We start from the raw sequence: 26,102 nt of genomic DNA on the forward strand, positions 1-26,102 counted from the left end.
ATTGCATGAGAGAACGAATATAATGAAAATAAAGAGTCATCGAGCAGCATGAGCAAGTGCGAAGGAGGCGGGCTTCATGAACATGGGATTGGGGTTATTTCAAGAACAAACACTGAAATTAGTGATGACGCCGGAATTACGCCAAGCGATTACCATATTGCAGTATTCAGCCATTGATCTCATCTCCTATTTGCAGGATCAGGCCAATGAAAATCCTGTTTTTGACCTTGAAGTTGCTGGAGAAGTCGCTTCTGCAAAAGCAGAGAAACCAGCTCCTGAGATTGACTGGAAAGAAATTGTGGGCAATCGCGCGACAGGTGAGTACGGTTCGTTGAAAAATGAAAGCACTTACAATCCGTTGGATTACGTCCAGCAAGGTGCGGAGACGCTGTACGAACATCTGGAGCGTCAACTCGGCTATGTAAAAGGATTCTCGTCGCTGCAAAAACAGATCGCTCTCTTTTTGATCGGGAATCTGGATGAGAAGGGGTATTTGGAAATTTCACTGGAGGAAGCGAGTACGCGCCTAGGTGCTGAAATGCTGGAGATTGAGGACGTGTTGTCCGTCTTGCAGCATTTTGATCCAGTAGGCGTAGCTTCACGCAGCCTAGAAGAATGTCTTTTGCTGCAGCTCGGGCATTTGGCACTCGATGATGAAAAGATCGTTCAGGTCGTTCGCAACCACCTGCAAGATTTGGCGGACAATCGCTATCAGCGGATTGCAGACAAAATCGGGTGTACACCGCAAGAGGTACAGGCGATGGCAGACTTGATCCGTACGCTGAATCCGCGTCCAGGTGCGGCCTTTTCCGCAGTAGACACAAGATATGTCATTCCAGATGTGACGGTAGAGAAGGTCGGGAATGATTATGTAGTATTGGTCAATGATGTTGCTGCACCGCGGCTGAAAATCAACAGCTTCTATGAAAAGATGCTGAGCCAGCAAAAAAGTCAGGATGAAGCCAAGCAGTTCATTCACGATAAGCTGAATGCTGCCATGTGGCTGGCAAAAAGTCTGGAGCAGCGCCGCCTGACGCTCATGCGTGTAACTCAGGCCATCCTCGATATGCAACGGGAGTTTTTTGATCGGGGGATTCATTACTTAAAGCCCATGACACAAAAAGAAATAGCAGAGCGGGTCGGCCTGCATGAATCGACGATCAGCCGGGCAACCAGCAACAAATACGTCCAGACACCGCGTGGAATCTTTGAACTGAAGTATTTCTTTACGTCAGCACTCTCTACATCCAGCGGGGAAGTGACTTCTTCTGAGAGTGTTAAGCGAAGAATCAAAGCACTGATCGAACAAGAAGATCGGAAGTCTCCGTTATCTGATCAAAAGCTGGGTGAGATGCTGCTTACAGAGGGGATTGAAATCTCCCGCCGTACGGTTGCCAAGTACCGGGAAGAAATGCTGATCCCATCGTCGGCTAAACGAAAGAGGTTTTAACGGGCATGAATGAAATAACGTTTGAAATTGTCTTGTACGGGAGAAAAAAATGTCATTTGTGCGACGAGGTGGAGCTCTACATCCGCAGTTTGGCGGAGGAGTTCCCCCTTCGTATGCGCATGGTTGATATTGAAAGTGATCCGGTCTTGCATGAAGAAATGATGTTTGTCATTCCAGTAGTCGAGATTGATGGAGAAATCGTGTTTCGTTCCATTACACATGTGGTGACGCTAGAGGAGCTGCGAAACGAATTACATAGACGTGCCGCTCGGTCATGAGTGGCACTTTTTTATAGGGACTCGGGGGAACTTGCAAGATATTGTTAAATATGATACATTCAAGTTGTAGCAAGTGATCTTTTTTTTGCACCAAGTGGGACAAAAAATGTATATACAGGGACATAAAACGTCCCGATCAACAATTTGTAACCAAGGAAGAAGGCAAAATGCGACGTTTACTGGAACTGCAACAAAAATTGTTGCCTGACTTGATTCAGGTTTTGCGTCAGCGGTACATGTTGCTCCGATCCATCTATCATTTGCAGCCGATTGGCAGAAGAGGTCTAGCTCAAGCCATGGATACTACTGAGCGTATTTTGCGGGCAGAAGTGGAACTGCTAAAAGAGACGGGGCTCCTTCATGTAACGGCTGCGGGAATGAGCCTGAGTGAAGAAGGGCAACAAGTCTTGGACGACATGGAGCCTCTCGTCGGAGACCTATTCGGCCTTACTGACTTGGCGGAGCGCCTGCAAAAAAAGCTGGGCATATCAGAAGTCATTGTGGTGCAGGGCAATGCAGACCAATCGCCTTGGGTAAAGGAAGAGCTGGGACGGGTAGGGGCAAGGGTACTCAAACAGGTCGTGCAAGAAGGAGACATTGTAGCGGTAACAGGTGGTTCATCCATCGCCAGCGTAGCAAGTCATCTGACGCCTTCTGCTTCGTTCAAAAACGTTCAGTTTGTCCCTGCTCGCGGTGGACTGGGAGAACGCGTAGAGCTACAAGCGAATACGCTCGCTTCCGCCATGGCAGCGAAAACAGGTGCTTCTTATCGGCTTCTTCACGTACCGGATCGCCTTCATCCAGAAGCCTTGCAGACATTGGTCAAAGAGCCGCAAGTGCAAGATGTGTTGTCGCTCTTGGGCGAGACTCGAATCGTTTTGCATGGAATCGGGGATGCCGTCACGATGGCGAGAAGGCGGAATTATTCGGAGGAAGAGCTCGCAGAATTAGTGGAGACGGGTGCTGTATCAGAAGCATTCGGCTACTACTTTAATGAAGCGGGAGAAACGGTCCACAGAATGCCGACAATTGGTTTACAGCTAGAGGAAGTGCACAAGGCAGAAACCGTGCTCTCCATTGCGGGGGGCGAAAGCAAGGCAAAAGCGATTCTTTCCTTTGCTAAGCAATCGTGTCAGAATGTACTCATTACGGACGAAGGGGCAGCTTACACGCTGTTGTCCGCACGATTGTAACGGAAGGAAGTCGGTCGCATGTCTATCACATCGGTAACACCCATCTTGGCAATGATCGCTGGCATCATTTTGAGCCTATCGCTCGGTTTTCCGATCGCATGGGGGATTGTTTTTGCGATCTTGGTCACACTGGTTAGTGTAAAAAGATTGGGTTATCCGTGGAAGCAGCAGTTCGTGTTTGGCTGGGAAGGTGTCCAAAAGGCAAAGCCCGTCCTTACGATTCTGTTTTTAGTAGGACTCTTGATTCCGCTTTTAATGATGGGAGGAACTATACCCGCCATCATTTACTACGGATTGTCGATTGTGAATGTCGAGTATTTGTTCGTTCTCTCTTTTCTGTTGACCGCAGGCGTCAGTTATTTATTGGGTACATCAATCGGTACGCTGAGTACGATTGGGCTGTCTCTGATGGGCATCGCACACGCAGCAGGGATATCACCTGCGATCGTAGGAGGTGCGCTCATCTCTGGAGCGATGGTGGGGGAACGTTTCTCACCGATATCGAGCAGTCGTTTACTGGTGCTTTCCAATGTCGGTATGACAGAAGAGCAGGAAAGAAGAATACGGCGTCCTGCTTTGCTTACGGTAGCGATTTGCGCGTTACTTTTCCTGATTCTTGATCTGTTTCGACCTCAGGCGAGCTCGACGGATACCATTCAAATGTACCAAGAGCTGTTAGTCAGCCATTTTTCTGTACATTGGCTACTCATGCTGCCTCTCGTCGTGTTAATTGCATCTTTCGCACTGAGAGTAAAAGCGGTGAAGGCATTGTTTTACGGTATTGGAGCCAGTGCGATTCTAGTCGGGATCAATGGGAATTTGGATGTGAAGACGTTTTTTACATCGATGTTAGTTGGATTTGAGCTTCATTCAGGAACGCCGCTGGATCAACTGGTCCATGGGGGCGGGATGTTCGCCATATTCAGTGTTCTGGCGTTAATCATTCTCGCAGGCTTTTTAAACGGCATTTTGAACAGAGCCAATTTATTAACCCCCATCGTAGACAAAATGATGGGCCATACAAAAAATAAGACGGTATTGGTAGCGAAGGCAGCGGCATTATCGTTGTTAGTGGTCATCATCAGCTGTAATCAAACCATTCCAATACTGGTTCTCGGCTCTACTCTTCTCGGACGGTTCTCCCAATGGGAGGGAGGGCGCGAGCTGTTGGGCAAGACGATGTTGGACTCCACAGTTGTCATGCCTGTACTGATCCCGTGGAACGGTCTATCGATGATGATGGCACTCACGTTAGGTGTTTCGACGATCCAGACATTGCCCTTTGTGTTTTTTCCAATCTTATTACCGATTGTTACGATATTATCGACCCGCTGGTTTTCGCCAGAGGGCAGGTTTCTCGCGATGAAGAATAAAGCTAGCTAATGAGCAGGAGGTATACATTATGGTAAAAGTAGGTATTAACGGATTTGGTCGTATCGGTCGTAACGTATTTCGTGCAGCACTGAACAATCCGAATGTAGAAATCGTGGCGGTCAATGACCTGACAGATGCACACACACTGGCTCACCTTTTGAAATATGACTCTGTTCATGGTGTTCTGAACGTGAGCGTTGAAGCTTCCGAAAACACGCTCATCGTTGACGGCAAAGAAATCAAGGTGTTGGCAGAGCGCGACCCAGCTCAACTCAAATGGGCAGATTACGGTGTTGAAATTGTAGTGGAATCGACTGGACGCTTCACGAAGCGCGAAGATGCAGCGAAGCACCTGGAAGGTGGCGCGAAAAAAGTCATCATCTCCGCTCCAGCAACAAACGAAGACATTACAGTCGTAATCGGTGTAAACGAAGACAAGTACGATCCAGCTCAACACACTGTGATCTCCAACGCATCCTGCACAACGAACTGCTTGGCGCCTTATGCGAAGGTTCTCAATGAAAAATTCGGTATCGTACGCGGATTGATGACAACCGTTCACTCTTACACCAATGACCAACAAATTCTCGACCTGCCGCACAAAGATTTGCGCCGTGCCCGTGCAGCTGCGGAGAACATCATTCCAACCTCTACAGGAGCGGCAAAAGCGGTAGCACTCGTACTGCCTGAGCTGAAAGGCAAGCTGAATGGTTTCGCAATGCGCGTACCAACTCCAAACGTATCTGTAGTAGACTTGGTAGTTGAGTTGAAGACTGATGCAACTGTTGAAGAAATCAACAACGCTCTGAAAGAAGCGGCAGAAGGCCCACTCAAAGGCATTCTCGGCTACTCCGAAGAGCCACTCGTATCGTCTGATTACAATGGAAACCCTGCATCCTCCACAATTGATGCTTTGTCTACAATGGTACTGGAAGGAAACATGGTGAAAGTCGTTTCCTGGTACGATAACGAGTGGGGTTACTCCAATCGTGTCGTAGACTTGTGTCATTATGTTGCACAGCGCGGCTTCTAACACGTAAAATAGAACTGTTGTGGAAAAAAAGGGAGAGCAATCTCCCTTTTCCCATATCTTTTTTCCGAATAAAAAGCCAATGATTTGGGAGGATCGTTCATGAACAAGAAATCTATCCGCGATGTTGAGCTGGCAGGCAAGCGCGTATTCTGCCGCGTCGACTTTAACGTGCCGATGCAGGACGGGGTAATCACCGACGATACACGCATTCGTGCTGCTGTACCAACCATCCGTTTCATGATGGAGGCAGGAGCCAAAGTAATCCTGGCGAGCCATTTTGGGCGACCTAAAGGCCAAGTAGTGGAAGAGATGCGTCTTACTCCTGTCGCAGCACATCTATCCTCGCTCTTGGGCAAGGACGTGCGTAAGCTGGAGGATTGCCATGGTGCTGACGTAGAAGCGGCAGTAGAACGGATGGAGTCTGGCGACGTCATCCTGTTGGAAAACGTGCGCTTCCATGCGGGAGAAGAAAAGAACGATCCAGAACTGGCAAAAAGCTTTGCGGCCTTGGCTGATCTGTTTGTCAATGATGCTTTCGGGACAGCTCACCGGGCACATGCTTCTACAGCGGGAATCGCTGAGTACATACCAGCAGTTGCGGGCTTGTTGATGGAAAAGGAGATTCGCTTCATGGGCGGAGCCTTGTCCAATCCGGAGCGTCCGTTTACAGCGATTGTCGGCGGTGCAAAAGTAAAAGATAAGATTGCTGTCATTGAAAATTTGTTGACCAAAGTCGATCACCTGATTATCGGCGGCGGTATGGCGAATACATTCCTCAAAGCACAAGGTTACGGTATTGGTGCTTCTCTGTGTGAAGACGACAAGCTCGATCTCGCACGTACGTTGATGGATCAGGCGAAAGAGCGCGGCGTTCAATTGCTGATGCCAGTTGATGTTGTGGTAGCTGATCGTTTTGCGGCAGATGCCGAGAAGAAGGTCGTAGCAATTGATGCGATTCCAGAGGGCTGGATGGCACTCGATATCGGGCCAAAAACAGTGGAGCAGTACCACAGCGCCATTGTAGAATCCAAAACAGTGGTGTGGAACGGTCCGATGGGCGTATTTGAAATGGATGCTTTTGCAGGCGGCACGATTGGTGTAGCCAAGGCGATGGCAGCATGCAGCGGTACGACCATCATCGGTGGCGGGGATTCCGTAGCAGCTGTGGAGAAAGCAGGCGTTGCCGAGCAGATGACACACATTTCTACAGGTGGCGGAGCGTCTCTGGAATTCATGGAAGGCAAGGAACTGCCAGGCGTAGCTGTGTTGGCAGATAATCAATAAGAGCGAAGAGGGGGAGTTTGCATGCGAACACCAATTATCGCGGGGAACTGGAAGATGTTCAAGACGATGGCCGAGGCAAGAGCATTTGCGCAGGACGCCAAGGCAGGCAACAATACTTCCGGGGTACAAAAAGTCATTTGCGCACCATTTACAGCGTTGGCTTCACTTAAGGAAGAACTGGCGGGCACGGATATTGCCATCGGCGCGCAAAACATGCATTTTGAAGAGCAAGGTGCTTATACAGGTGAAATCAGCGCCTCTATGCTGAAAGAAATCGGTGTGGAGTACGTGATCCTTGGTCACTCCGAGCGCCGTCAGTATTTCAATGAAACAGATGAGACCGTGAACAAAAAGGTTGTAGCCGCATTAGCAGCAGGTCTCGTACCGATTGTGTGCGTAGGCGAGAGTCTGGAGCAGCGGGAAGCGGGCGAGACAGCTGACGTCGTTCGTACGCAGACAGAAGGTGCCTTTGCTGGAGTGGACGCTGCACAAGTGGCAGATACCGTTATTGCATACGAGCCGATTTGGGCGATTGGCACAGGCAAGTCTTCCACGGCAGAGGATGCCAATGAAACGATTGCCATTATTCGTAGCGTAATCGGTGAACGCTTCGGACAAGCGACAGCTGAAAAAGTGCGCATTCAATACGGCGGAAGCGTAAAGCCGGAAAACATCGCAAGCTACATGTCACAGCCGGATATCGACGGAGCATTGGTCGGTGGAGCGAGTCTTGTAGCGGACAGTTACTTGCAGCTTGTGGCAGGAGCTACGTCGCGATAGGAGGAGAAAGCAATGGCACAAAGACCAAAACCGGTTGCCCTTTTGATTGTAGATGGTTTTGCTCTGCGTAACGAGACGCATGGAAACGCAGTAGCACAAGCCAACAAGCCGAATTTCGACCGTTACTGGAACCAATACCCTCACGCGACACTGGAGGCAAGCGGGCTGGCTGTTGGGCTTCCAGAAGGACAGATGGGGAACTCCGAAGTAGGCCATCTCAATATCGGCGCAGGGCGTGTTGTTTATCAGGATTTGACGCGCATTACCAAGTCGATTCAAGAAGGCGCTTTTTTTGAAAACGAAACACTGATCGCTGCTTTCCAGCACGCGAAGCAAAACGGCAAGCAGCTTCATCTGTTCGGGCTTTTGTCCGATGGTGGTGTACACAGTCATATTAACCACCTGTTTGCAATGCTCGAGTTGGCGAAAAAGCAGGACTTTGTGGATGTGTTCATCCACGGTTTCCTCGATGGTCGCGATGTATCGCCTGACAGTGCAGTGGGATATATCGAACAGCTGCAAGCCAAAATCGCAGAGATCGGCGTTGGTCGCATTGCTACCGTACAAGGTCGCTACTACGCGATGGATCGGGACAAACGCTGGGAGCGCGTAGAGAAGGCGTATCGTGCCATGGTGTACGCAGATGCTCCGGCTTATCGTGATCCGGTTCAAGCAGTAAAAGAATCCTACGAAAAGTCCATTATGGATGAGTTTGTCATGCCAACCGTGATTCTCGATGAGGCAGGAAAACCAGTGACGACCGTTCAAAGCGGCGATTCGGTTATTTTTTATAATTTCCGCCCGGATCGTGCGATTCAAATGTCGCAAGCCTTTACGAATGAAGATTTCCGTGGCTTTGACCGCGGAGATGAGCGTCCACGCGATCTGCATTTTGTGTGCTTGACGCATTTTTCCGAGACAGTTGACGGGTATGTCGCTTACAAGCCTTCCAATCTGGATAACACGTTGGGAGAGGTGCTTTCCCAGCAAGGCTTGAAGCAGTTGCGCATTGCCGAGACGGAGAAATATCCGCATGTGACGTTCTTCTTTAGTGGCGGGCGGGAAAAGGAGTTTCCAGGTGAGACGCGTATCTTAATTCCTTCGCCAAAAGTGGCGACGTACGATTTGCAGCCGGAGATGAGTGCTCCAGAGCTGACAGACGCGGTTGTCGCTGAGATCGAGGCGGAAAATTTTGATGCGATCATCCTGAACTTTGCCAACTGCGACATGGTTGGTCATTCCGGTATGATGGAGCCAACGATCAAAGCAGTCGAGACGGTCGATGCATGCTTGGGCCGAGTGGTCGATGCCATCGTAGCAAAAGGCGGCGTAGCCGTCATCACAGCTGACCACGGCAACGCGGATCTGATGCTGGATGAAGCGGGACGTCCGATTACTTCACACAGTACGTATCCGGTGCCTGTAATCGTGACTAAAGACGGGGCTGCTCTGCGCGAAGACGGTATTTTGGCCGACTTGTCGCCAACGCTTTTGGAGCTTTTGGGGGTAGCGCAACCGGTTGAAATGACAGGCAAATCGTTACTTGCAAAATAGGCTTTACTGGGACACACTGTAAGGGTAGCTTGGCGTTTATCGAAATAGATTGTAAGTGCACATGAAAAAAGGAGATGGACGAGAAATGGCAATGATTACTGACATTTATGCACGCGAAATTATGGACTCCCGCGGTAATCCAACTGTGGAAGTAGAAGTGTATCTCGAAGATGGCTCGATGGGTCGCGCAGATGTTCCATCTGGAGCGTCTACAGGTGCGTATGAAGCAGTTGAGCTTCGCGACGGTGACAAATCCCGCTACTTGGGTAAAGGCGTTCTGAAAGCCGTAGAGAACGTGAATGAAATCATTGCTCCTGAACTGATCGGCATGGACGCCCTCGATCAAGTTGGCATCGATATGGCGATGATTCAGCTCGACGGTACACCAAACAAAGCCAAGCTGGGCGCAAACGCGATTCTCGGCGTGTCCATGGCAGTAGCACGTGCAGCTGCAGACTCTCTCGGCGTTCCTCTCTACAACTACCTCGGTGGCTTCAACGCGAGAATGTTGCCAGTTCCTATGATGAACATCCTGAACGGTGGTAAGCACGCAGACAACACTGTAGACATTCAGGAATTCATGGTCATGCCAGTAGGTGCTACTTCCTTTAAGGAAGCGCTGCGCACAGGTGCGGAAATTTTCCACTCCCTGAAAAAAGTATTGGGTGAAAAAGGTCTGAGCACAGCAGTAGGGGATGAAGGTGGCTTCGCTCCAAACCTGAAATCCAACGAAGAAGCGATCACAACCATTTTGGATGCGATCAAGGCAGCAGGCTATGAGCCAGGCAAAGACGTGTTCCTCGCGCTGGACGTTGCAGCTACAGAAATGTTCAAAGATGGCAAATACCACTTCGAAGGCGAAGGCGTTGTGAAAACAACAGAAGAAATGATCGCGTTCTACGAAGATCTGGTAAGCAAATACCCAATCATCTCTATCGAAGACGGTCTGTCTGAAGACGACTGGGATGGCTGGAAAGCACTGACTGACAAGCTGGGTAGCAAAGTTCAGCTGGTAGGTGACGACTTGTTCGTAACGAACACGGAGCGTCTGGCTCGCGGAATCGAGACCTCTACAGGTAACTCCATTCTGGTAAAAGTAAACCAAATCGGTACGCTGACAGAAACCTTTGAAGCAATCGAAATGGCGAAGCTGGCTGGCTATACTGCGGTGATCTCCCACCGTTCCGGTGAAACCGAAGACTCTACGATTTCGGATATCGCAGTGGCTACAAATGCAGGTCAAATCAAGACTGGTGCGCCTTCCCGCACTGACCGCGTAGCGAAGTACAACCAATTGCTGCGTATTGAAGACGAACTCGCTGATACAGCTCGTTTTGGCGGTCGTTCTGCATTCTACAACCTGAAGAAGTAAGCTTACATGATTGATAGATAAAAAGAACAGTGGCAGTCCAGGATGCAAGAAAGTCCGGGACTGCCGCTGTTCTTTTTGTAGGATGAAAGAAACATGCCACCGCACTCAAGTTTTTGCATACGAAAAAAGACTGCCCATACAACTCGATGGACAGTCTTTTTGTTGTTTGGCGCTTAAGACATGGCGAATGCTTTTGGTTCGGCCTGCACAAAGCCCAGGCGGCTTTTACTGTACGGGATGCACATAGGAGTTCCGTACAGCGGGTCTTGGGTAATTTGACAATCCATATCGAAAACCGTACGGACAAGGTCGGTCGTCAGTACTTCGTTTGGAGCCCCTTCTGCCACTACGGTCTGATTGTGAACGGCAACGATATGATGGGCATAGCGGCAAGCGAGATTCAGATCGTGAAGAACCATGACGATGGTGCGCTGTTCTGTTTGATTCAGTTCAAACAACAGGTCCAAAATCTCAATCTGATGCGACATATCCAAATAAGTCGTAGGCTCATCCAGCAAAATCGTTTCGGTACCTTGGGCGAGCGTCATTGCGATCCAGGCGCGTTGACGTTGTCCGCCAGAGAGACTGTCGACGGCACGGTTAGCCATATCCGTGAGTTGAGTAGCTGCCAATGCTTTGCTGACCATCTGCTCGTCTTCTTCTGACCATTGCTGTAGCCAGTTTTGATAAGGATAGCGTCCTTGCTTGACCAATTGCAGAATCGTTAATCCTTCTGGTGCAGATGGGCCTTGAGGAAGGATGGCAAGACGTTTGGCTACCTCTTTGGTAGAGCGTTTCGCGATCGATTCTCCTTCAAGCAGGATGGCGCCTTCCTTTGGTTTGAGTAAACGTGCCAGAGAGCGCAGCAATGTCGATTTGCCACTGCCATTACTGCCAATGAAAACGGTGATTTTTCCACGCGGGATGTTTAAATCTAATGCTTCAATGATGTTGCGTTCTCCGTACGATAACGTAAGCCGTTGGGTTTCCAAAGCTTGCATATGGGTTGGACTCCTTTCAAACGTATAGGAAGTTAAAAAATATATTCAGGCAGCATGTGGCTGTGGTGGGGAGAAGAATATTTCCAGACTAGGCTCAGTGCTCCGTCCCTCGGGGAAGCATGGACTGCCCGCTCCGAAGTGATTAGCGGGGAAACGCAAAAGTGGTAGCCGCTACGTCGAATAGGCAGGGTTGCGTTTCTTTTGCCCGCTAATCCCTTCTCCGCTCGGTAGGACTCCACAAGTCGCTACGTCTGGAAATATTCTTCTCTAGCGTAACCGATGACATTTTTTAGTCTTTTCAATCTTTAAAAACATGGATAACACAGAAAGCTCGTAGAGGAAACAGGAGAAATAAGCGAAGATCTTTGGTACACCGACCGAGACGGAATGCAAAAAGCGAAACACGATCTTAAGCGTCCACCTCTGAAAAACTTCCTGAAAGAACCACTTTGGACGCGGTTTCGCTTTTTGCATGGAGTCGGGCAGTGAATCCCTCAGTGGGTGGGACAAGAAGCTGAGCGTTTTTTCCTGTTTCCTCCCACCACCACAGCGGGACAAAGTTCTTTACTAGCGATTTCGGTTTTTGTACAGCAAGTAGATGAAAAAGGGAGCGCCGATGGCAGAGGTGAATACCCCTACAGGCACTTCGATTGGTGAAAAAGCCATGCGTGCAATCAAATCCGCAAGCAATACGATAATGGCACCCAAGAAAGCCGAGAGTGTCATGGCACCGCCAAAGGACGGACCAATCAGTTGTTTGGCAATGTGTGGCGCCAGCAAAGCCACAAAGCTGATGTCTCCTCCAACAGAGACGGCTGTTCCCGTCAAAGCCGCGCAAATCATGAGCAGGAGGAAGCGATCCAATTGCAAGGAACTGCCGAGACTCGTCGCCAGATCATCCCCGAGCTGTTGAATGTTCACGCGTCTAGCAAGTAAGGCGGCTACGAGAATCAGTCCGACGACCCACGGCAAAATCATGAATACGTCGTTCCAGGCAACGCCGTAGATGCTTCCTGTCAGCCAGAGCAATGCCTTATTTTGCAGCAAAAACGGGCTGAACATGATCAGCATGGTGACAATGGCACCCGCTGCGATTTTGATTCCAACACCGATCATGACGAGACGAAGCGGCGTAACTCCTTTTTTCCAAGAGAGGGCGTACAGCAGGAATGTTGTCAATGTCGCTCCCAAAAAAGCGATGGGAGGAAGCCATTTGATGCTCGCTGTTTCAAATAGGATCAAAAAGCCGACTGCAAAAACAGATGCTCCACCGGATACTCCAAGAATATCTGGGGAAGCCAACGGATTGCGGACGAGGCCCTGCATGATGGCACCAGCAACGGCAAGTGCGGCACCTACCAGAATAGCGATGACGATGCGCGGCAGGCGAAATTGCTCCACAATCAAAGCATTCTCTTCTGAACCAATTCCCAACAAAACTTTGACCACATCGAGCGGGGCGATTTTCATTTCACCCATTCCGAGACTGACAACCGCCACTGCGATGACGATCAGCAAGGCGAGTAGCGAAAACCAGATCGTCTTTCTATGTAGCTGAAACGATGAAAAGCGCTTGCCGATGCGAAGAGACAGGTAGTCTTTCATTATTTATCCAGCCCCTTGCGTGCGACATAGATGAAGAAAGGAATCCCGATCAGGGCTGTCATTACTCCAATAGGAACTTCTGCAGGCATTGCGATATACCGAGCGCCTATGTCTGCTAACAGCAGTAGGATGGAACCAAGCAGACCGCTGTACAAAAGCACCCAGCGAGTGTCGATTCCAACGAGATAGCGGGCCAGATGCGGAGTAACCAATCCGACAAAACCAATGGGTCCAGCAACAGCAACCGCGCAACCGGATAAGAGGACAATGACGATTCCAACACTGAATTTGACCAATAATGTGCGTTGTCCGAGACCTTTTGCTACGTCATCACCCATCAATAAGGTTTGAATCGGACGTGCGAGGACAAAAGCAGCGATCCAGGCGATGATCATATAAGGAAAGACAGTGGCTAAATACTCCAGCTTTCTGCCTCCGACTGACCCTGCTAGCCAGAAAAGCACCTCGTCAGTAGCCTTTTCATTAAGGACCATCATGCCGTGTCGGATCGAGGAAGCCAAAGCGGTGATAGCTGCACCCGCTAGAACCAGCTTCACAGGTGAAAGCCCATCTCTGCCGAATGAACCGAGCAAGTAAACGATCAAACCTGCTACAGCGGCTCCTAAAAAGGAAATCCACGTAAACTGAGTCAAGGAGCTGATTCCGACAAAAGTAACGGCGAACACAACAAAAAGAGAAGCACCTGCATTAAGACCGAACAGTTCAACGTCTGCAACAGGGTTTCTCGTCAAGGATTGGAGAAGAGTTCCGGCCAAGCCGAGGCAAAAACCGACCGTAAGCGCATTGAGCACACGCGGTACTCGCACTTCTTTAATGACGATGTGTTCATTGGAGCCGTTGAAATTCGTGTAGGCATCAATCGCAGTTTGCCAACTCGTGTCAATGACGCCAAAGATGAGGCTGGCATAACTGAGGTAAGTCAGGAGAAGAAGGGCGAATGCCACTCCCAGAATCTTACGAAAGTTGCTAGCTAAAAAGGAATTCATGATGGCTACATCCTTATTTCTTAGATGGTTTCATAGTTAAGTGTAGAGCTACATAAAGGAAGTGTCAATGACGTTGATAGTCATTATCATTTTATGATTGACTTTTGACAAGCAGGGGAGTAGGATAGACTCTGTCATTGATATGAATTCTCATTATAGAAAAGGGAAAGGGGTCCTTTCATCATGTTTTCACGTACATATCGGACCGTAGGCGGTAAAGCTTTCTTTGCTGTCTTAATGGCGCTCTTGCTGGTTGTTACAGGTTGTGGTACTCCGCAAGCAAGTGAACAAAAGCCTGCAGAACAAAAGCCTGCTGATCAAGCAACAGGCAATTCGGAGGGTTCCGGCCAAAGCTACACAGTGAAACACGCGATGGGCGAAACAACCATTAAAGGTACACCAAAACGCATCGTCATGTTGACCAACCAAGGTACAGAAACCTTGATGGCTCTCGGTGTGAAGCCAGTAGGGGCTGTGGGTGCTGCTCATGATCCAACACAATTCTACGATTTCACCAAGTCTTTCCTTGAGGGGACAAAATCCGTAGGTACAGAAGGTCAACCTAACCTGGAAGCAATCGCTGCACTGAAACCTGACCTGATTCTGGGTATGAAATTCCGTCACGAAAAAATTTATCAACAATTGACTGCAATCGCTCCAACCGTATTCGTTGAAGAGCCACGCGGCGATTGGAAAGAAAACTTCTCCTTGTTCGCAGAAGCGGTAAACAAAAAGGCTGAGGGAGAAAAAGTCCTCGCTGATTGGAACAAGCGCGTAGAAGAATTTAAAGCAAAAGCTGGCGACAAGCTGAACACAAAAGTTTCCGTTGTACGCTTCATGCCTGGTAAAGTTCGCATCTACTATACAAAAACCTTCACAGGCGCGATCTTCAAAGACCTTGGCCTGGCACGTCCAGCTTCCCAAGACAAAGACGATTTCGCAGCAGAAGTAACCAAAGAGCGCATTCCAGAAATGGACGGCGACATCATGTTCTACTTCACGTACGAAACAGGCAAAGGCGAGGCTTCCAAGCTGGAGCAAGAGTGGACGAACGATCCTCTCTGGAAAAACCTGAACGTCGTGAAAAACAATAAAGCATTCAAAGTGGATGACACCATCTGGAATACTTCCGGTGGCGTAATCGCAGCCAATAAAGTACTGGATGAGCTGGAAGGCTACATCATCGGTAAATAATGAGAAAAGACGGGACTGATGCTCCCGTCTTTTTTGTGTTGTTATCCTGCCATGTTGTTGAATGTTCCTCGTGGGTAGTAAATGTTTACGTGATCGATGTAGAGGGTGTTTGGATCATCCGTCATGATACCTGAGAAAATGAATTTCAATTCATAATCAGGAGTTACCTTGTAGGTGTAGATAGTTTGGCCTCCCGTTGTGGTTTTGCTAGCTGGCTCCCCAAGTGTTTCACGTACCTCGGCAAGTGTGATTGCTTGCAGGCGTGGGTCGTAGGAACGAATATCAACGATCTGCATTCCTTTGTTAAAGGCGAAGACTAGATTGAGATCCCGGTACGTATTGTACGTGATGCCATTGATGAAGGAGACGACATCCGGTTTGCCCAGCTGTTTTTCTGCGTCATCGAACATATCGTTTTCTACACGATACTGACTGCCAAAGATTTGGCCTTTCTGAGCGAGATCACGCACGCTTTGCAACATCTCGGCATTGTCCGCATACAGCATGAGATTTTTGTTTCCTTGCGGATAATACAGATGGTATTCAACAAGAATCAGGTCTTCCTTGTTCGTGCTTTTTGTTCCTTGGAAGTGGAATTTCACCTGATAGTTGTTTGTGACGTCGTAGGTGTAAATCGTTTGATTGCCAAACTCGCTGATACGCCCCGGCTTTCCCCAGCTCTTTTCTACGGCAGACAGGCTGATTTGCTGCAAACGCGAATCTGTCCTGTGGATGTCTACAATCTGCATACCTTTGTTGTAGCCAAACACGACTTCTTTTTTCGGGTAGGCGGAGTAGGTCAGTCCATTTGCTGTGTAGGTTTTCTCAGGCTTTCCCCAGCCCTTTTCGACTTCATCTACGGTTTTTTCCAGAACGAAAGGAAGGGAGATGACTCTGCCTTCTTTCGCATTTGAGCGAATTTGTGACAAGAGCTCCTCTGACTGCGGAATAGGCGGTGTCGTCACGATGTTGTTTGGACCCGGTCCCGGAGAAGCGGTAGGAGAGCCAGGAGCAATAGGCGCAACGGAGTCTGGCAATGTGCTCTGGTGTTGGTTCGTAAGGAGTGAGGCTCCTAGCCAGACGGTCGCAGCGAGTACGGAGCAGAGGGCCAATCCCTTGCCAAGCGCAGAGAAACCACGATAAGAAGCAGTCCTTCCAGATTTGCTTCCATTTGTTTGGCGAATAGCAGATACGATCTCTTGCTTTTTTTCTCCACTCATTTTCATATCCGGCATTCCTTGTAATTTCCCTAGTAGGTCATGGTCTGAATTAGATCGCATCGCCAATCATCTCCTTTTTCTCACGCTCAAGTATTTCCCTGACAGCCTTCATGGCACGGTGCAGTGTCACGTTTACTTTGTTTTCGGACCACCCAAGTATTTCAGCCGTCTCCTTGGAGGACAGTCCTTTGACTCCACGCAAAATGAGCACCTCGCGAAAAGCGGGCTTTACTTCACGGATTGCATGATAAAGTGCTTGGTGCTCCTCATGTACATGCAGAATTTCTTCCGGTGTTTTTTCTTCCGTCTCTACATTCGCCAGCCATTTATCTGGCAGCCAATTACGAAGACGTTGCTTTCGTTTATGATCGATGGCGGTATTCCTCGCGATCGTCAATAGCCATGTTTTCGGTTGCGATCTGCCTTCGAATGCATCCAGAGACCGAAGCGCTTTTAAAAAGACATCCTGAACGAGGTCTTCTACATCGCGGGTTCCTGTGTAGTAAATAAGAAATTTGTAAATATCATCGCCATAGCGCAGGAACCATTGCTCCATTAAACCGTTTTTGTCCATAGCTGAACCACCTTTTGTACGTTCTACTTGTAATTTGACGACTCAGGGTGCATTTCATTACAAAAACAAAAAAACTGCCGGAAGCAAAGGTCCGGCAGTGTGTGCATTTACGAGTGGAGCATGGAATCCCGAGTAAACCAGAGCTGATAACTGAGCATGCTGATCAGAACCGCCGAAATAGCCGCAGAGGAGCTGAAGCTGAGCATAATAAGGATTTGGTAGCGCACGGCCTCGATGGGACTGGCACCCGCGACGATCATTCCGGTCATCATCCCTGGCAATTGGACGAGTCCGATTGTTTTCATCGTGTCAAAGGTAGGAATCATGCTCGCTTTGACAGCGCGCTTCAACACCACATGTACGGCTTGGCGTGTAGTGGCTCCCAGACAAAGCAGTGTCTCGATTTCCCCACGAGAGGCTTCTACTTCTCTGTTCATATGCGTGAGAAAAAGGCTCGTGACGATCATAGAGCTGCCAATAATCATGCCGCTCATCGGGATGAGGTACTGCGGCGTAGGAGAGACAAGCCCGAGTACAACCAACAGTCCCATGGTGATGATCTCTGTTATCCCAAGTGAAAGGGAGATCCGCCAAAAGATCCCCGATAAATGCTTCGCTCTGCTGGTAGCGTTCCACGAAGCGACCAAGATCATCATGAGAATGATCACGAAAATAAACCAGACACTATCGGCAGCAAAGACAAAATGTAGGACATAGCCGATCGCGAGCAACTGAACGGTCGAACGGATGGTGCCAATCAAAATGTCTTTTTCCAAACCGAGCTTCTGCCAAACAGAGAGCAGAAGGGCAATGAAAACAAAGGCATAGGCAAAGAGTAGCCACATGTATGAAAACGTAAAAGTATGCGTCATCGCTTCACCTCGCTTAGAGCAGCATGGACATTTCCATCTTGCAAAAATTCACGAGCTTCAACGGATTGGGGCGAGTGGAAAAACGCTTCACATTCAGCGTCTTCTGCAAGCTGGTGGTTGGCCATAAACCAAATGCGCTTGCAAGCCACTCGCGCTTCTTCTAAATCATGCGTGACCCAAATTAAGGTCGTGCCCGTTTGCCGGTGCAAATTGACGAGGAGACGCTCAGCAGCCTGCTTGCTTTTCATATCGAGTGAAGCGGTGACCTCATCCAGCAGCAGGACAGGTGGCTGAAGCAACAAGCTGCGAACGAGAGCGAGCCGTTGTTTTTCACCACCGGACAGTTGAGCGGCTGGTTTTGACCAATCGATTTCTTCCATATATAACTGCTCCATCAAGTCAGAGGCGAACTTCTTATCAAAAGGACGTTGATGCAAAGTACTTACTGTCCGCAGGTTGTCTTCCACACTGCCTGGCAGCATAACAGCCTGCTGTGCCACATAACTGATTTTCATTCGCCAAGCTTTCGCGTCCCACAATGCCATTTCTTTCTTCTCTAAAAAAACCTTACCCGCATCAGGGTGCAGAAGACGACCCAAAATACGGAGCAAGGTGCTTTTTCCTTGGCCTGATCTTCCCAGAATTCCAATAATCGTAGGTTCTTTAATACTAGCGTTTACGTCACGAAACAACTATGTACTCGTGGGAGAGTGGATGTGTTTCCCCAAAGCTTCGATCTTGATGGTCATATGTAAAAGCCTCCCCATTAACGCGGAAAACACCGAAGAGGACGAGTCTTCGGTGTTTCTTTCTTACTGGCTATCTATGTACTTATTTTTTCTCTGACAGCCACTGTGAAACCGCTTGAATTTCTGGTTGTTTCTTCAGCATTCCAGGAGGCATGCCGCCCTTACCATCTTTGATGATTTTAGCAATGTCGTCAGCGCTGAGCGTAGCTCCAATTTTCGTCAGGTTTGGACCTGCAATGCCTTCGAGATTTTGACCGTGACAGGAAGCGCAATTTTGTTTAAATACAGCAGCAGCGTCAATTTGTGCAGTTGGTGCGCCGCCACCATTGGCTTCTTCGCCATGTTTTGGTGGGAAAATGATTGATCCTACAAGTGCAATGAGAAAAACTAGAAACAAGATACCAAACGAAGTGAAAAAGGCCTTCGCGGAATCAATTACATCGTTTTGATTCATGTCTTTTTTGTTGGACCCAGCCATCTGACAAAGACCTCCCAAAGCAAATTATAAAGTTTCATGGTAATTTTACGGCAAAAGTTTGACAATATCAAGGCGACTACCAAACAAGACAAAGAAAGTACACAATTTGCCATTTTTTCGTAAAAACACGTTGCTCTTAGTCTACCTTATAACGGTCAATATTATTTGAGAGAATTTCTCTTATAATGGAAGGGATAGCGGGTTGCTGTTACCAGATAAGTGTGATAAAGTTGTTGTATTGGTTTTTTCCGCCTTGGAAATACGTTTTGAGGTGAATGAAAATGGCATTGGCTGCGAAAATTTTACTTGTGATCGCAAGTATTGGCTTAATTATCGTCGTGTTGCTGCAATCGGGAAAAAGTGCCGGCCTTTCCGGAGCGATTGGTGGCGGCGCAGAGCAACTGATGGGCAAACAAAAAGCCCGCGGGATTGACGCACTTTTAGGGAAACTGACCGTTGTATTTGCGGTTGGCTTCATGATTTTTGCGATTTTGCTCGGGTATTTCTTGAAATCAGGAGCGTAATAGACGAACGGCCGAAAGACAGCGAGTGCAACTTGCTGTCTTTTTCTCTATTCCGATTGCGATATGCGGGAACGGTGAATACTACATAATAGGATGGTCATGGAGAAACGCGGGAATGCCACGCGAAAAAGGAGGTTTGTGAATGGAAGACCAAGAAAAAATACTCGCGTTTATGCGAGAGCAAGCATACCACCCGATGACGGTGAGGGAACTGGAAGAAGCGTTTGGAATCAAGGATTCTGCCACGTTCAAGGAGCTTGTGAAAACGCTGAATGCACTGGAAGCGAGCGGAGAGGTGATCCGCACCAGAGCGAATCGGTATGGCGTGCCTGAAAAAATGAATCTGGTACGCGGACGTCTGCAAAGTCATCCAAAGGGCTTTGGATTTGTGATCCCGGAGACACCTGACTCGGATGACGTATATGTACATGCGAATGATATGAATGGTGCACTCCATGGCGATACGGTTTTTGTCCGCGTGGAAAAAGAAGCAGGCGGCAATCGCCTGGAAGGGCAGATCATCCGCATTGTCGAGCGCGGAATCAAGCAGGTCGTAGGGACATTCAAGGATGAGAGGCATTACGCGTTTGTCATCCCCGACGAAAAGCGAATCGGCAAAGATATTTTCATCCCGAAAGACTCCTTTAACGGAGCAGTAGATGGTCACAAGGTAGTCGTGAACATCGTTCGCTATCCAGAGGGGCGTGTGAATCCAGAGGGTGAAGTCGTTGAGATTCTCGGACATAAGAACGATCCGGGCGTCGATATTCTGTCGATCATCCGCAAGTTTAACTTGCCTGAGGCTTTTCCTGAGGACGTATTAGCTGAGGCTGAGGCGGCACCAGATGAGATATCCGAGGAAGAGATCAAGGGTCGTCGTGACTTACGTGATCGTATGATGGTCACCATTGATGGAGCAGATGCCAAAGACTTGGATGATGCGGTGTCTCTTGAGAAGCTGCCAAATGGAAACGTAAGACTCGGCGTTCATATCGCTGACGTGAGCTATTACGTTCGCGATAAGTCCCAGCTGGATAATGAGGCGTATCGTCGCGGTACCAGTGTCTACTTGGTTGACCGCGTCATTCCGATGCTGCCACATCGCTTGTCCAACGGAATATGCAGTCTCAATCCGCAGGTGGATCGCTTGACGATTTCTTGTGATATGGAGATGGATGCAGGCGGGAACACCGTTAAGTACGATATATTTTTGAGCGTGATTCGTACAGATGAGCGAATGACATATGCGGATGTACGAAGTATTTTGGACGACAAGGACGAAGCACTGATCGAGAAGTACAGCCAGCTCGTCCCGATGTTCGAGGAAATGAAGAATTTGGCATTGAAGTTGCGTGGAAAACGTATGCAGCGTGGTGCCATTGACTTTGACTTCCGCGAAGCGAAAATTTATGTGGATGAAGCGGGTACACCTACGGAAATCGGCTTCCGTACGAGATCGATTGCGGAGCAGATTATCGAGGAGTTCATGCTCGCTGCCAACGAAACAGTGGCGGAGCACTTCCACTGGATGAAGCAGCCGTTCATGTACCGGATTCACGAAGACCCGAACGCTGAAAAGCTCATGGCCTTCATGGAGTTCATCACGAATTTTGGCTACTCGATCCGCGGGAAGGGCAATTCTGTTCATCCACGTGCGTTGCAGCAGCTGCTGGAAGAGGTAAAAGGAACGCCGGAAGAAATTATTATCAGCACGGTCATGCTGCGTTCGATGAAGCAAGCGCGTTACGACGCGGAAAGCTTGGGGCATTACGGCTTGTCTACGGAGTTTTATACCCATTTTACTTCGCCGATTCGCCGTTATCCCGACCTGATCGTCCACCGCCGTATTCGCGAATGGATCGAGTTGGGGAATCAAATATCAGAAAAACGTCTGGGGTACTGGGCAGAGCAAATGCCAGTAATCGCAGAGCATGCGTCACAGCGTGAACGGTTGGCTGTCGATGCCGAGCGTGAAACAGACGATCTGAAAAAAGCGGAGTTCATGCTTGAGCGAGTGGGAGAAGAATTCGAAGGTGTCATCTCCAGCGTCACTTCGTTTGGGATTTTTGTCGAGCTGCCTAATACCATTGAAGGCTTGGTGCACGTCAGCTTTTTGACCGACGACTACTATCATTACCATGAGAAAATGTTTGCGCTGGTCGGTGAGCGTACTGGAAAGCAGTACCGGATCGGGGATGTCGTCGAGGTACGTGTAGCGAATGTCAACGTGGATGAACGCACCATCGACTTCGAAATCGTCGGGATGCCGAAGGCTGGCTTCCGTGGTAGCCGTGAGCGTACGCCTCGCGTCATAGATGGTCGCGGTGGGGATCGTAAGCCGACACGTGGAAAGCAACAAGAACGTTCACGTACAGGCCGTCCAGATCGTCCTGGCAGACCAGATCGACCAGATCGACCAGATCGTCAAAAGGACAAAAAGCATCCAGCGGAAATCCGTCAGAAATACAAGGATCGCCGCAAAACGGAAGGGAACAAACCTCCTCGTCGTACTGGATCGGGCAAAGCATCGAACGGTGAAGAAGTGCTGCCAATCGGTACAGGAGAAGGAGATACCCCAGCGAAACGCCAGAAGGGATTCTGGGAAGATCTCGTCAAGTCCAAGAAAAAGAATCGCAAAAATGTAGCCAGTCAGGTGAAACGGAAACGCCGTTAAACAATTGTTTAAACCCCGAAAAGTACTCGGAGCGATCCGTTTCCCTTTTCGGGGATGGCTATTTACCGGGTAAATGACTTGCCACAATGGGCAAAATTTGCTAGACTAACTGGTACGAAACGCAGTACGTACAAGTGAGGTGATCTCCATGTCAAAAGAGAAGGCCGGAACCAAGACAATCGCCCAAAACCGAAAAGCGCGCCACGATTACCACATCGAGCAAGTATACGAGGCAGGCATTGAGCTGACCGGTACGGAGATCAAGTCCGTGCGTGCGGCGCGTGTCCAGCTCAAGGACAGCTTTGCCCGTGTGCAGAATGGCGAATTGCTTCTGTACAATGTGCACATCAGTCCGTACGAGCAGGGAAATCGTTTTAACCATGAGCCAGAGCGGACTCGCAAGCTGCTGATGCGCCGCTTGGAAATCCTCAAGCTCAATGGTCTGATTCGCGAAAGAGGCTACTCACTGGTCCCACTCAGCATTTATTTGAAGGGCGGCTGGGCCAAGGTCGAGCTCGCACTTGTCAAAGGGAAAAAGAACTACGACAAGCGCGAAGACCTCAAGAAAAAAGAGTCCACGCGTGATATCGAGCGTGCTCTGCGCGAACGTCAAAAAGGTTGATTGGATTGCACTGGCAGGCTTGGCAGCAATCAACGTTGAGTTTTGGTTGTCGCCTGTGCTATATTTAATAAGCAACAACAAGCCAATACACTGTTAGTTACAATATAGTCTAGGTGCGGATTTAATGGCTCTTCACCTAGACTTTTTCTCACCTTACCTGGGGGCGTTCTGGATTCGACGGGGATGGTAGAGCATGAGAAGCGAGCCGGGGGGCTGCGGACCTCGTCAACAACGCGGAACGCCATTAACTGGCAACAAACAACTTTCTCTCGCTGCTTAATAACCAGTGAGGCGCTACCATTCCATCGCCCATGTGGCATGACTAGCGCTCAACTTTAGTGGGATACGCCGGAGGCTTCCGCCTGGAGCCGAAGGAAGAAGATCAATCAGGCTAGGTAACGGGTCAGCGCGTCACTCCGCGAATCCGGTACCGAAATTTAAATGAGTGACTGCGCTCGGAGATGCTCATGTATCGCTGTTTTCGGACGGGGGTTCGAATCCCCCCGCCTCCACCAAAATACATAAAGTGAATCCACCTGATGAGGGTGGTTTTTTTGCGTTTATGGGGGAACTGTTCTCTGGACATACTGGCGTGAGAAACCTTGGGAAATTTTAAGGCGTGTAAATGAAGATGAACGACGATAATCTGGAGTCCAGGTTGACAGTAAACATATAGCAATGACAGATGAAGAGAAAAAATACCCGTTCTCACGAGTAGGTGTCATTGTCATTATGCATGTTTTCTCTAACTACCACTATCCTCTAAAAGTAAGGATATAAAAGTCTGATGTAGCGGTTGTAATGATCCAGCCTGGTGGAATTGGGGTAATTTTTGCGGTTTGTACGGTCGTTCCATAGCTTGCTCCTCCCACATACTGCCATACAAAGAAATCCGTTGTTGCTTGGGTGATCACCCAATTTGCTGGAATTCGAGTGAACTTTGCGGTCTGTACGGTCTGTCCAAAGCTTGCCCCTCCTACATACTTCAGTTGATAAAAATCCGAAGTTGCTAGAGTAATCACCCAGTTTTCTGGAACTTGGGTTATTTTTGCGGTCTGAATTGTATATCCGAAGCTTGCCCCTCCTACATACGTCCATACAAAGAAATCACTTGTTGCAACAGTGATCACCCAGTCTTTTGGAATGGGAGTCGTTCTAGCAGTCTGTACTGTCTGACCCAACTTTGCTCCACCTACATATTGGATGACGTAGTAGTCACTCATTACTGTTGTAATGACCCAATCTGGAGGAATCGGAGTTGATTTTGAAATTTGTCTTGTAGCTCCAAAATTAACACTAGTTACTCTTGATACTTTACGAGAGTCGGTTGAATGATTTTGAAGTAACGTTTCCTGAGAAGATGTTGTGAGTTCAGTTGCCTTGGTAGGAATGGTTAGAGACATTGTAACTACTAGTAGACCTAAAGCAGAAACCATACTTTTTTTAAGCATGAACAGAACACCCCTTCATGAGAAATATTTTCTGTTAGGATTCGCTTTTGTTTTATTAAGCTCCTTCGATCATTTGGTGTTATTTCAATATTTTTCCATAAAATGTTATAGACTTAATGGTGGCTTAACGATCTCCTTCCTAGACATAGAGCCTACCCCTATGGTATGGATTACCTTTTTCTTGATCGCTTCAAAATTACTACCAATAAACTTCGCACATTTAGCACTACTAAAAAACAGCCAAGATGCCTACAACCAACACCGATCCGAGATCAACAATCGTATCTACCAGTTGTCACTCGATGCTGAAGTGGCCTATCACCAAGGAAACATGGCAGAAGCAGAAAAATACGGTCAACTAGCCATTGCCGAATCCAAGGGCGTACAAAAGTATCTAATGATCAAGACACTTGAAAAAAGCAAACGCAATCTGCATCAGAGCTCTTATTTCTAGGTCACTTTCCTCGTTCGTTTTCTGATTCGGGGAGGGAAAGCTGTGTCTCACGAAACCGATCTACAAGAAGAACTGTCCCGATTCAACGATCGAGACAGTCCTTCATTGCGCTACGACTCCAGGCGTGACTAAGCAAGCCTATTTCTTCAATATAGCCCACTCTACTATCACAAAATTAAGAATGAGACCAGCCCAAATGTTTACATTCAATACCTCTCCAATAACGGTTTCCATACCATGCGGAAGAGAAAAACCATGAAAAATATAGTAAAGAAGGAGTAATACTGGCACCAAAAGACGCGCGCTTATGGCAACCAATGTCATTCCAAAACTGCGAATCATCCACTTTCGGTGTTCCTCAAATTCCCTGTTGATTGCGGTAAGGTACCCTTTCCAGCATGTGAAAAGCCAAGCGAAAGATAACACAAGGAAGCTTGTTGCCTTCATGAAATTTTCTGCATAAAAGATACTCGCTAAAGAGAGGAGTCCGTTGATAAACACACTGTACACATAAATCCTCCCAAGAAAACGATGTATGCTTGGGTTCTTTAGGCGAATTCGGTCGACAAACTGAAAAAAACCAGTGAGAAGAGCAATGAAAGCAGCAACGATATGAGCAACTAATAAAGGATAGTGAATAGTGCCGGGAATAATCGTTATTCGACTGTTTGCAGGATCTAATGTTAAATAGGGAAATAGAAATGGAACGATAACCAATAGAGATATTAGAAATAATACCCACCAAATTTTAGGGATTTTCATACCTTCTTCCCCCCTAGATTATGAGAATGTTTTACGGTGGAGAGAGAGCCCCAGGAGAGAAACAAGGCAATAACAGGATGAAGCGCAGAGAGGATTCCTAAGTGAGAGGAATAAATAACGGTCAGGAACTGTGCAACGATCATTAGGTATAATCCGAGACAAATCCAACGAAGATGTACAGGCAGCTTTCCAAGGAAAGAAAGAACCAACATGCCGACTGGAATCCATGCAAAATAGTGAGCCAGGGTTCTATGCAGTTCCCAATGTTCTCCGTTGACGAACAGCCCAAGACCTGCCAGTGATACCTGAACAATAATGAAAGCAAAAAACACCCATGCGAGGACAATAAACATGTACCTCCATATTTTCACACGAGGAGGGGGAAGGGGAATCTTCTCATTCATCTCAAGCATGTAAAAACCTCTCCCATCTGAATAATTTGTATTACCCCCATCCTAAACGCGAGTTCAAAACAAACCCTAAACGATTTCTAAAAAAAGGATAAAATCTGAACCACATAACGAATTATGTACACATGCATAAAAAAACAAAGACCAACATAGTAAATATCGCCGGTCTTTGACTCATTATCAGCTA

General features: G+C 48.2%; 25 protein-coding genes and 1 other RNA gene. 15 read left to right on the forward strand and 11 right to left on the reverse strand.

The window, feature by feature from the left end; translation table 11 throughout:
• Positions 1 to 76 precede the first annotated feature (76 nt).
• The 9 genes from rpoN (at position 77) to eno (ending at position 10,318) form a co-directional block, all read left to right on the forward strand.
• On the forward strand, positions 77 to 1,450 hold the full coding sequence (rpoN, locus tag C7R92_RS25755; protein WP_106836111.1) for an RNA polymerase factor sigma-54: 1,374 nt from the start codon (positions 77 to 79) through the stop codon (positions 1,448 to 1,450).
• Positions 1,451 to 1,455: 5 nt separating this feature from the next.
• Positions 1,456 to 1,728 (forward strand): glutaredoxin family protein, encoded by a 273-nt coding sequence (locus tag C7R92_RS25760; RefSeq protein ID WP_106836112.1) that lies wholly within the window; start codon positions 1,456 to 1,458, stop codon positions 1,726 to 1,728.
• A gap of 167 nt (positions 1,729 to 1,895) precedes the next feature.
• Positions 1,896 to 2,921, forward strand: a complete 1,026-nt coding sequence (locus C7R92_RS25765; protein WP_069851529.1) for a sugar-binding transcriptional regulator — start codon at positions 1,896 to 1,898, stop codon at positions 2,919 to 2,921.
• 18 nt (positions 2,922 to 2,939) lie between these two features.
• The gene (locus C7R92_RS25770) at positions 2,940 to 4,304 is read left to right on the forward strand and encodes a Na+/H+ antiporter NhaC family protein (protein ID WP_069851531.1); all 1,365 of its coding nucleotides are present in this window, start codon (positions 2,940 to 2,942) and stop codon (positions 4,302 to 4,304) included.
• 19 nt (positions 4,305 to 4,323) lie between these two features.
• Entirely contained in the window at positions 4,324 to 5,328 is a 1,005-nt protein-coding gene (gene gap, locus C7R92_RS25775; RefSeq protein WP_048034950.1) for a type I glyceraldehyde-3-phosphate dehydrogenase, read from the forward strand.
• A 99-nt stretch (positions 5,329 to 5,427) separates the two neighbouring features.
• Positions 5,428 to 6,612 carry a phosphoglycerate kinase gene (locus tag C7R92_RS25780; protein WP_106836113.1) on the forward strand — a complete coding sequence of 395 codons (1,185 nt, stop codon included), beginning with the start codon at positions 5,428 to 5,430 and terminating at the stop codon, positions 6,610 to 6,612.
• 21 nt (positions 6,613 to 6,633) lie between these two features.
• A complete protein-coding gene (tpiA, locus tag C7R92_RS25785) occupies positions 6,634 to 7,392 on the forward strand; it encodes a triose-phosphate isomerase (protein ID WP_069851535.1) in 759 nt (252 codons plus the stop codon).
• Between the two features lie 12 nt (positions 7,393 to 7,404).
• Positions 7,405 to 8,946 carry a 2,3-bisphosphoglycerate-independent phosphoglycerate mutase gene (gpmI, locus tag C7R92_RS25790; protein ID WP_106836114.1) on the forward strand — a complete coding sequence of 514 codons (1,542 nt, stop codon included), beginning with the start codon at positions 7,405 to 7,407 and terminating at the stop codon, positions 8,944 to 8,946.
• Between the two features lie 85 nt (positions 8,947 to 9,031).
• Positions 9,032 to 10,318 (forward strand): phosphopyruvate hydratase, encoded by a 1,287-nt coding sequence (gene eno, locus C7R92_RS25795; protein WP_069851539.1) that lies wholly within the window; start codon positions 9,032 to 9,034, stop codon positions 10,316 to 10,318.
• A gap of 173 nt (positions 10,319 to 10,491) precedes the next feature.
• Here eno and C7R92_RS25800 read toward each other — a convergent pair whose 3' ends face one another.
• The 3 genes from C7R92_RS25800 to C7R92_RS25810 form a co-directional block, all read right to left on the reverse strand.
• The gene (locus C7R92_RS25800) at positions 10,492 to 11,319 is read right to left on the reverse strand and encodes an ABC transporter ATP-binding protein (RefSeq protein WP_106836115.1); all 828 of its coding nucleotides are present in this window, start codon (positions 11,317 to 11,319) and stop codon (positions 10,492 to 10,494) included.
• A gap of 567 nt (positions 11,320 to 11,886) precedes the next feature.
• Positions 11,887 to 12,924, reverse strand: coding sequence for a FecCD family ABC transporter permease (locus C7R92_RS25805; protein WP_106836116.1), 1,038 nt, complete (start codon positions 12,922 to 12,924; stop codon positions 11,887 to 11,889).
• On the reverse strand, positions 12,924 to 13,931 hold the full coding sequence (locus tag C7R92_RS25810; protein ID WP_106836117.1) for a FecCD family ABC transporter permease: 1,008 nt from the start codon (positions 13,929 to 13,931) through the stop codon (positions 12,924 to 12,926). Before C7R92_RS25810 ends, C7R92_RS25805 begins: the two co-directional genes overlap by 1 nt.
• A 183-nt stretch (positions 13,932 to 14,114) precedes the next feature.
• Between C7R92_RS25810 and C7R92_RS25815 the strand changes: the two genes are divergently transcribed.
• Entirely contained in the window at positions 14,115 to 15,125 is a 1,011-nt protein-coding gene (locus C7R92_RS25815; protein ID WP_106836118.1) for an ABC transporter substrate-binding protein, read from the forward strand.
• Positions 15,126 to 15,166: 41 nt separating this feature from the next.
• Here the strand turns inward: C7R92_RS25815 and C7R92_RS25820 are convergent, their stop codons facing one another.
• From C7R92_RS25820 to C7R92_RS25840, 5 genes are all read right to left on the reverse strand, one after another.
• Complete coding sequence (locus C7R92_RS25820) at positions 15,167 to 16,405, reverse strand: YjgB family protein (protein ID WP_106836119.1); 1,239 nt, start codon at positions 16,403 to 16,405, stop codon at positions 15,167 to 15,169.
• Entirely contained in the window at positions 16,395 to 16,919 is a 525-nt protein-coding gene (locus C7R92_RS25825) for an RNA polymerase sigma factor (RefSeq protein ID WP_106836120.1), read from the reverse strand. The genes C7R92_RS25820 and C7R92_RS25825 overlap by 11 nt, the downstream gene beginning before the upstream one ends.
• 107 nt (positions 16,920 to 17,026) lie before the next feature.
• A complete protein-coding gene (locus C7R92_RS25830) occupies positions 17,027 to 17,791 on the reverse strand; it encodes an ABC transporter permease (protein WP_106836121.1) in 765 nt (254 codons plus the stop codon).
• Positions 17,788 to 18,483 (reverse strand): ABC transporter ATP-binding protein, encoded by a 696-nt coding sequence (locus C7R92_RS25835; RefSeq protein WP_244195824.1) that lies wholly within the window; start codon positions 18,481 to 18,483, stop codon positions 17,788 to 17,790. The genes C7R92_RS25830 and C7R92_RS25835 overlap by 4 nt, the downstream gene beginning before the upstream one ends.
• Positions 18,484 to 18,622: 139 nt before the next feature.
• On the reverse strand, positions 18,623 to 19,018 hold the full coding sequence (locus tag C7R92_RS25840; RefSeq protein WP_007728788.1) for a YqzM family protein: 396 nt from the start codon (positions 19,016 to 19,018) through the stop codon (positions 18,623 to 18,625).
• A gap of 281 nt (positions 19,019 to 19,299) precedes the next feature.
• Between C7R92_RS25840 and secG the strand changes: the two genes are divergently transcribed.
• The 4 genes from secG to ssrA all read left to right on the forward strand — a co-directional run bounded on the left by secG (position 19,300) and on the right by ssrA (position 23,353).
• Entirely contained in the window at positions 19,300 to 19,542 is a 243-nt protein-coding gene (gene secG, locus C7R92_RS25845) for a preprotein translocase subunit SecG (RefSeq protein WP_007728789.1), read from the forward strand.
• A 142-nt stretch (positions 19,543 to 19,684) separates the two neighbouring features.
• Positions 19,685 to 22,216, forward strand: a complete 2,532-nt coding sequence (gene rnr, locus C7R92_RS25850; RefSeq protein WP_106836122.1) for a ribonuclease R — start codon at positions 19,685 to 19,687, stop codon at positions 22,214 to 22,216.
• Between the two features lie 148 nt (positions 22,217 to 22,364).
• On the forward strand, positions 22,365 to 22,838 hold the full coding sequence (gene smpB / locus C7R92_RS25855; RefSeq protein WP_106836123.1) for an SsrA-binding protein SmpB: 474 nt from the start codon (positions 22,365 to 22,367) through the stop codon (positions 22,836 to 22,838).
• 159 nt (positions 22,839 to 22,997) lie between these two features.
• Positions 22,998 to 23,353: a transfer-messenger RNA gene (gene ssrA / locus C7R92_RS25860) on the forward strand.
• 240 nt (positions 23,354 to 23,593) lie between these two features.
• On the opposite strand, the gene C7R92_RS31910 is transcribed toward ssrA, so the two are convergent.
• Positions 23,594 to 24,289, reverse strand: a complete 696-nt coding sequence (locus C7R92_RS31910) for a hypothetical protein (protein WP_146147629.1) — start codon at positions 24,287 to 24,289, stop codon at positions 23,594 to 23,596.
• Positions 24,290 to 24,449: 160 nt separating this feature from the next.
• Here C7R92_RS31910 and C7R92_RS25870 point away from each other — a divergent pair, with 160 nt between their 5' ends.
• On the forward strand, positions 24,450 to 24,743 hold the full coding sequence (locus C7R92_RS25870; RefSeq protein ID WP_244195825.1) for a hypothetical protein: 294 nt from the start codon (positions 24,450 to 24,452) through the stop codon (positions 24,741 to 24,743).
• Positions 24,744 to 24,881: 138 nt separating this feature from the next.
• Here C7R92_RS25870 and C7R92_RS25875 read toward each other — a convergent pair whose 3' ends face one another.
• Positions 24,882 to 25,505 (reverse strand): DUF2306 domain-containing protein, encoded by a 624-nt coding sequence (locus tag C7R92_RS25875; RefSeq protein WP_106836125.1) that lies wholly within the window; start codon positions 25,503 to 25,505, stop codon positions 24,882 to 24,884.
• Entirely contained in the window at positions 25,502 to 25,858 is a 357-nt protein-coding gene (locus C7R92_RS25880; RefSeq protein WP_244195826.1) for a DUF6220 domain-containing protein, read from the reverse strand. The genes C7R92_RS25875 and C7R92_RS25880 overlap by 4 nt, the downstream gene beginning before the upstream one ends.
• Positions 25,859 to 26,102 lie beyond the last annotated feature (244 nt).

Origin of the sequence: Brevibacillus porteri, assembly GCF_003013475.1 — a bacterium.
Classification (GTDB): domain Bacteria; phylum Bacillota; class Bacilli; order Brevibacillales; family Brevibacillaceae; genus Brevibacillus; species Brevibacillus porteri.

Excerpts from the sequence above, each read along its gene's own strand:
- C7R92_RS25830 (WP_106836121.1), bottom strand. The coding sequence starts at position 17,791 with ATGACGCATACTTTTACGTTTTCATACATGTGGCTACTCTTTGCCTAT.
- C7R92_RS25805 (WP_106836116.1), bottom strand. The coding sequence starts at position 12,924 with ATGAAAGACTACCTGTCTCTTCGCATCGGCAAGCGCTTTTCATCGTTT.
- C7R92_RS25825 (WP_106836120.1), bottom strand. The coding sequence starts at position 16,919 with ATGGACAAAAACGGTTTAATGGAGCAATGGTTCCTGCGCTATGGCGAT.
- C7R92_RS25810 (WP_106836117.1), bottom strand. The coding sequence starts at position 13,931 with ATGAATTCCTTTTTAGCTAGCAACTTTCGTAAGATTCTGGGAGTGGCA.
- C7R92_RS25875 (WP_106836125.1), bottom strand. The coding sequence starts at position 25,505 with ATGAAAATCCCTAAAATTTGGTGGGTATTATTTCTAATATCTCTATTG.
- C7R92_RS25840 (WP_007728788.1), bottom strand. The coding sequence starts at position 19,018 with ATGGCTGGGTCCAACAAAAAAGACATGAATCAAAACGATGTAATTGAT.
- C7R92_RS25880 (WP_244195826.1), bottom strand. The coding sequence starts at position 25,858 with ATGTTTATTGTCCTCGCATGGGTGTTTTTTGCTTTCATTATTGTTCAG.
- C7R92_RS25760 (WP_106836112.1), top strand. The coding sequence starts at position 1,456 with ATGAATGAAATAACGTTTGAAATTGTCTTGTACGGGAGAAAAAAATGT.
- eno (WP_069851539.1), top strand. The coding sequence starts at position 9,032 with ATGGCAATGATTACTGACATTTATGCACGCGAAATTATGGACTCCCGC.
- C7R92_RS25800 (WP_106836115.1), bottom strand. The coding sequence starts at position 11,319 with ATGCAAGCTTTGGAAACCCAACGGCTTACGTTATCGTACGGAGAACGC.
- gap (WP_048034950.1), top strand. The coding sequence starts at position 4,324 with ATGGTAAAAGTAGGTATTAACGGATTTGGTCGTATCGGTCGTAACGTA.
- rnr (WP_106836122.1), top strand. The coding sequence starts at position 19,685 with ATGGAAGACCAAGAAAAAATACTCGCGTTTATGCGAGAGCAAGCATAC.
- C7R92_RS31910 (WP_146147629.1), bottom strand. The coding sequence starts at position 24,289 with ATGCTTAAAAAAAGTATGGTTTCTGCTTTAGGTCTACTAGTAGTTACA.
- tpiA (WP_069851535.1), top strand. The coding sequence starts at position 6,634 with ATGCGAACACCAATTATCGCGGGGAACTGGAAGATGTTCAAGACGATG.
- C7R92_RS25820 (WP_106836119.1), bottom strand. The coding sequence starts at position 16,405 with ATGCGATCTAATTCAGACCATGACCTACTAGGGAAATTACAAGGAATG.
- C7R92_RS25870 (WP_244195825.1), top strand. The coding sequence starts at position 24,450 with ATGGTATGGATTACCTTTTTCTTGATCGCTTCAAAATTACTACCAATA.
- C7R92_RS25780 (WP_106836113.1), top strand. The coding sequence starts at position 5,428 with ATGAACAAGAAATCTATCCGCGATGTTGAGCTGGCAGGCAAGCGCGTA.
- C7R92_RS25770 (WP_069851531.1), top strand. The coding sequence starts at position 2,940 with ATGTCTATCACATCGGTAACACCCATCTTGGCAATGATCGCTGGCATC.
- rpoN (WP_106836111.1), top strand. The coding sequence starts at position 77 with ATGAACATGGGATTGGGGTTATTTCAAGAACAAACACTGAAATTAGTG.
- C7R92_RS25815 (WP_106836118.1), top strand. The coding sequence starts at position 14,115 with ATGTTTTCACGTACATATCGGACCGTAGGCGGTAAAGCTTTCTTTGCT.
- smpB (WP_106836123.1), top strand. The coding sequence starts at position 22,365 with ATGTCAAAAGAGAAGGCCGGAACCAAGACAATCGCCCAAAACCGAAAA.
- gpmI (WP_106836114.1), top strand. The coding sequence starts at position 7,405 with ATGGCACAAAGACCAAAACCGGTTGCCCTTTTGATTGTAGATGGTTTT.
- C7R92_RS25765 (WP_069851529.1), top strand. The coding sequence starts at position 1,896 with ATGCGACGTTTACTGGAACTGCAACAAAAATTGTTGCCTGACTTGATT.
- secG (WP_007728789.1), top strand. The coding sequence starts at position 19,300 with ATGGCATTGGCTGCGAAAATTTTACTTGTGATCGCAAGTATTGGCTTA.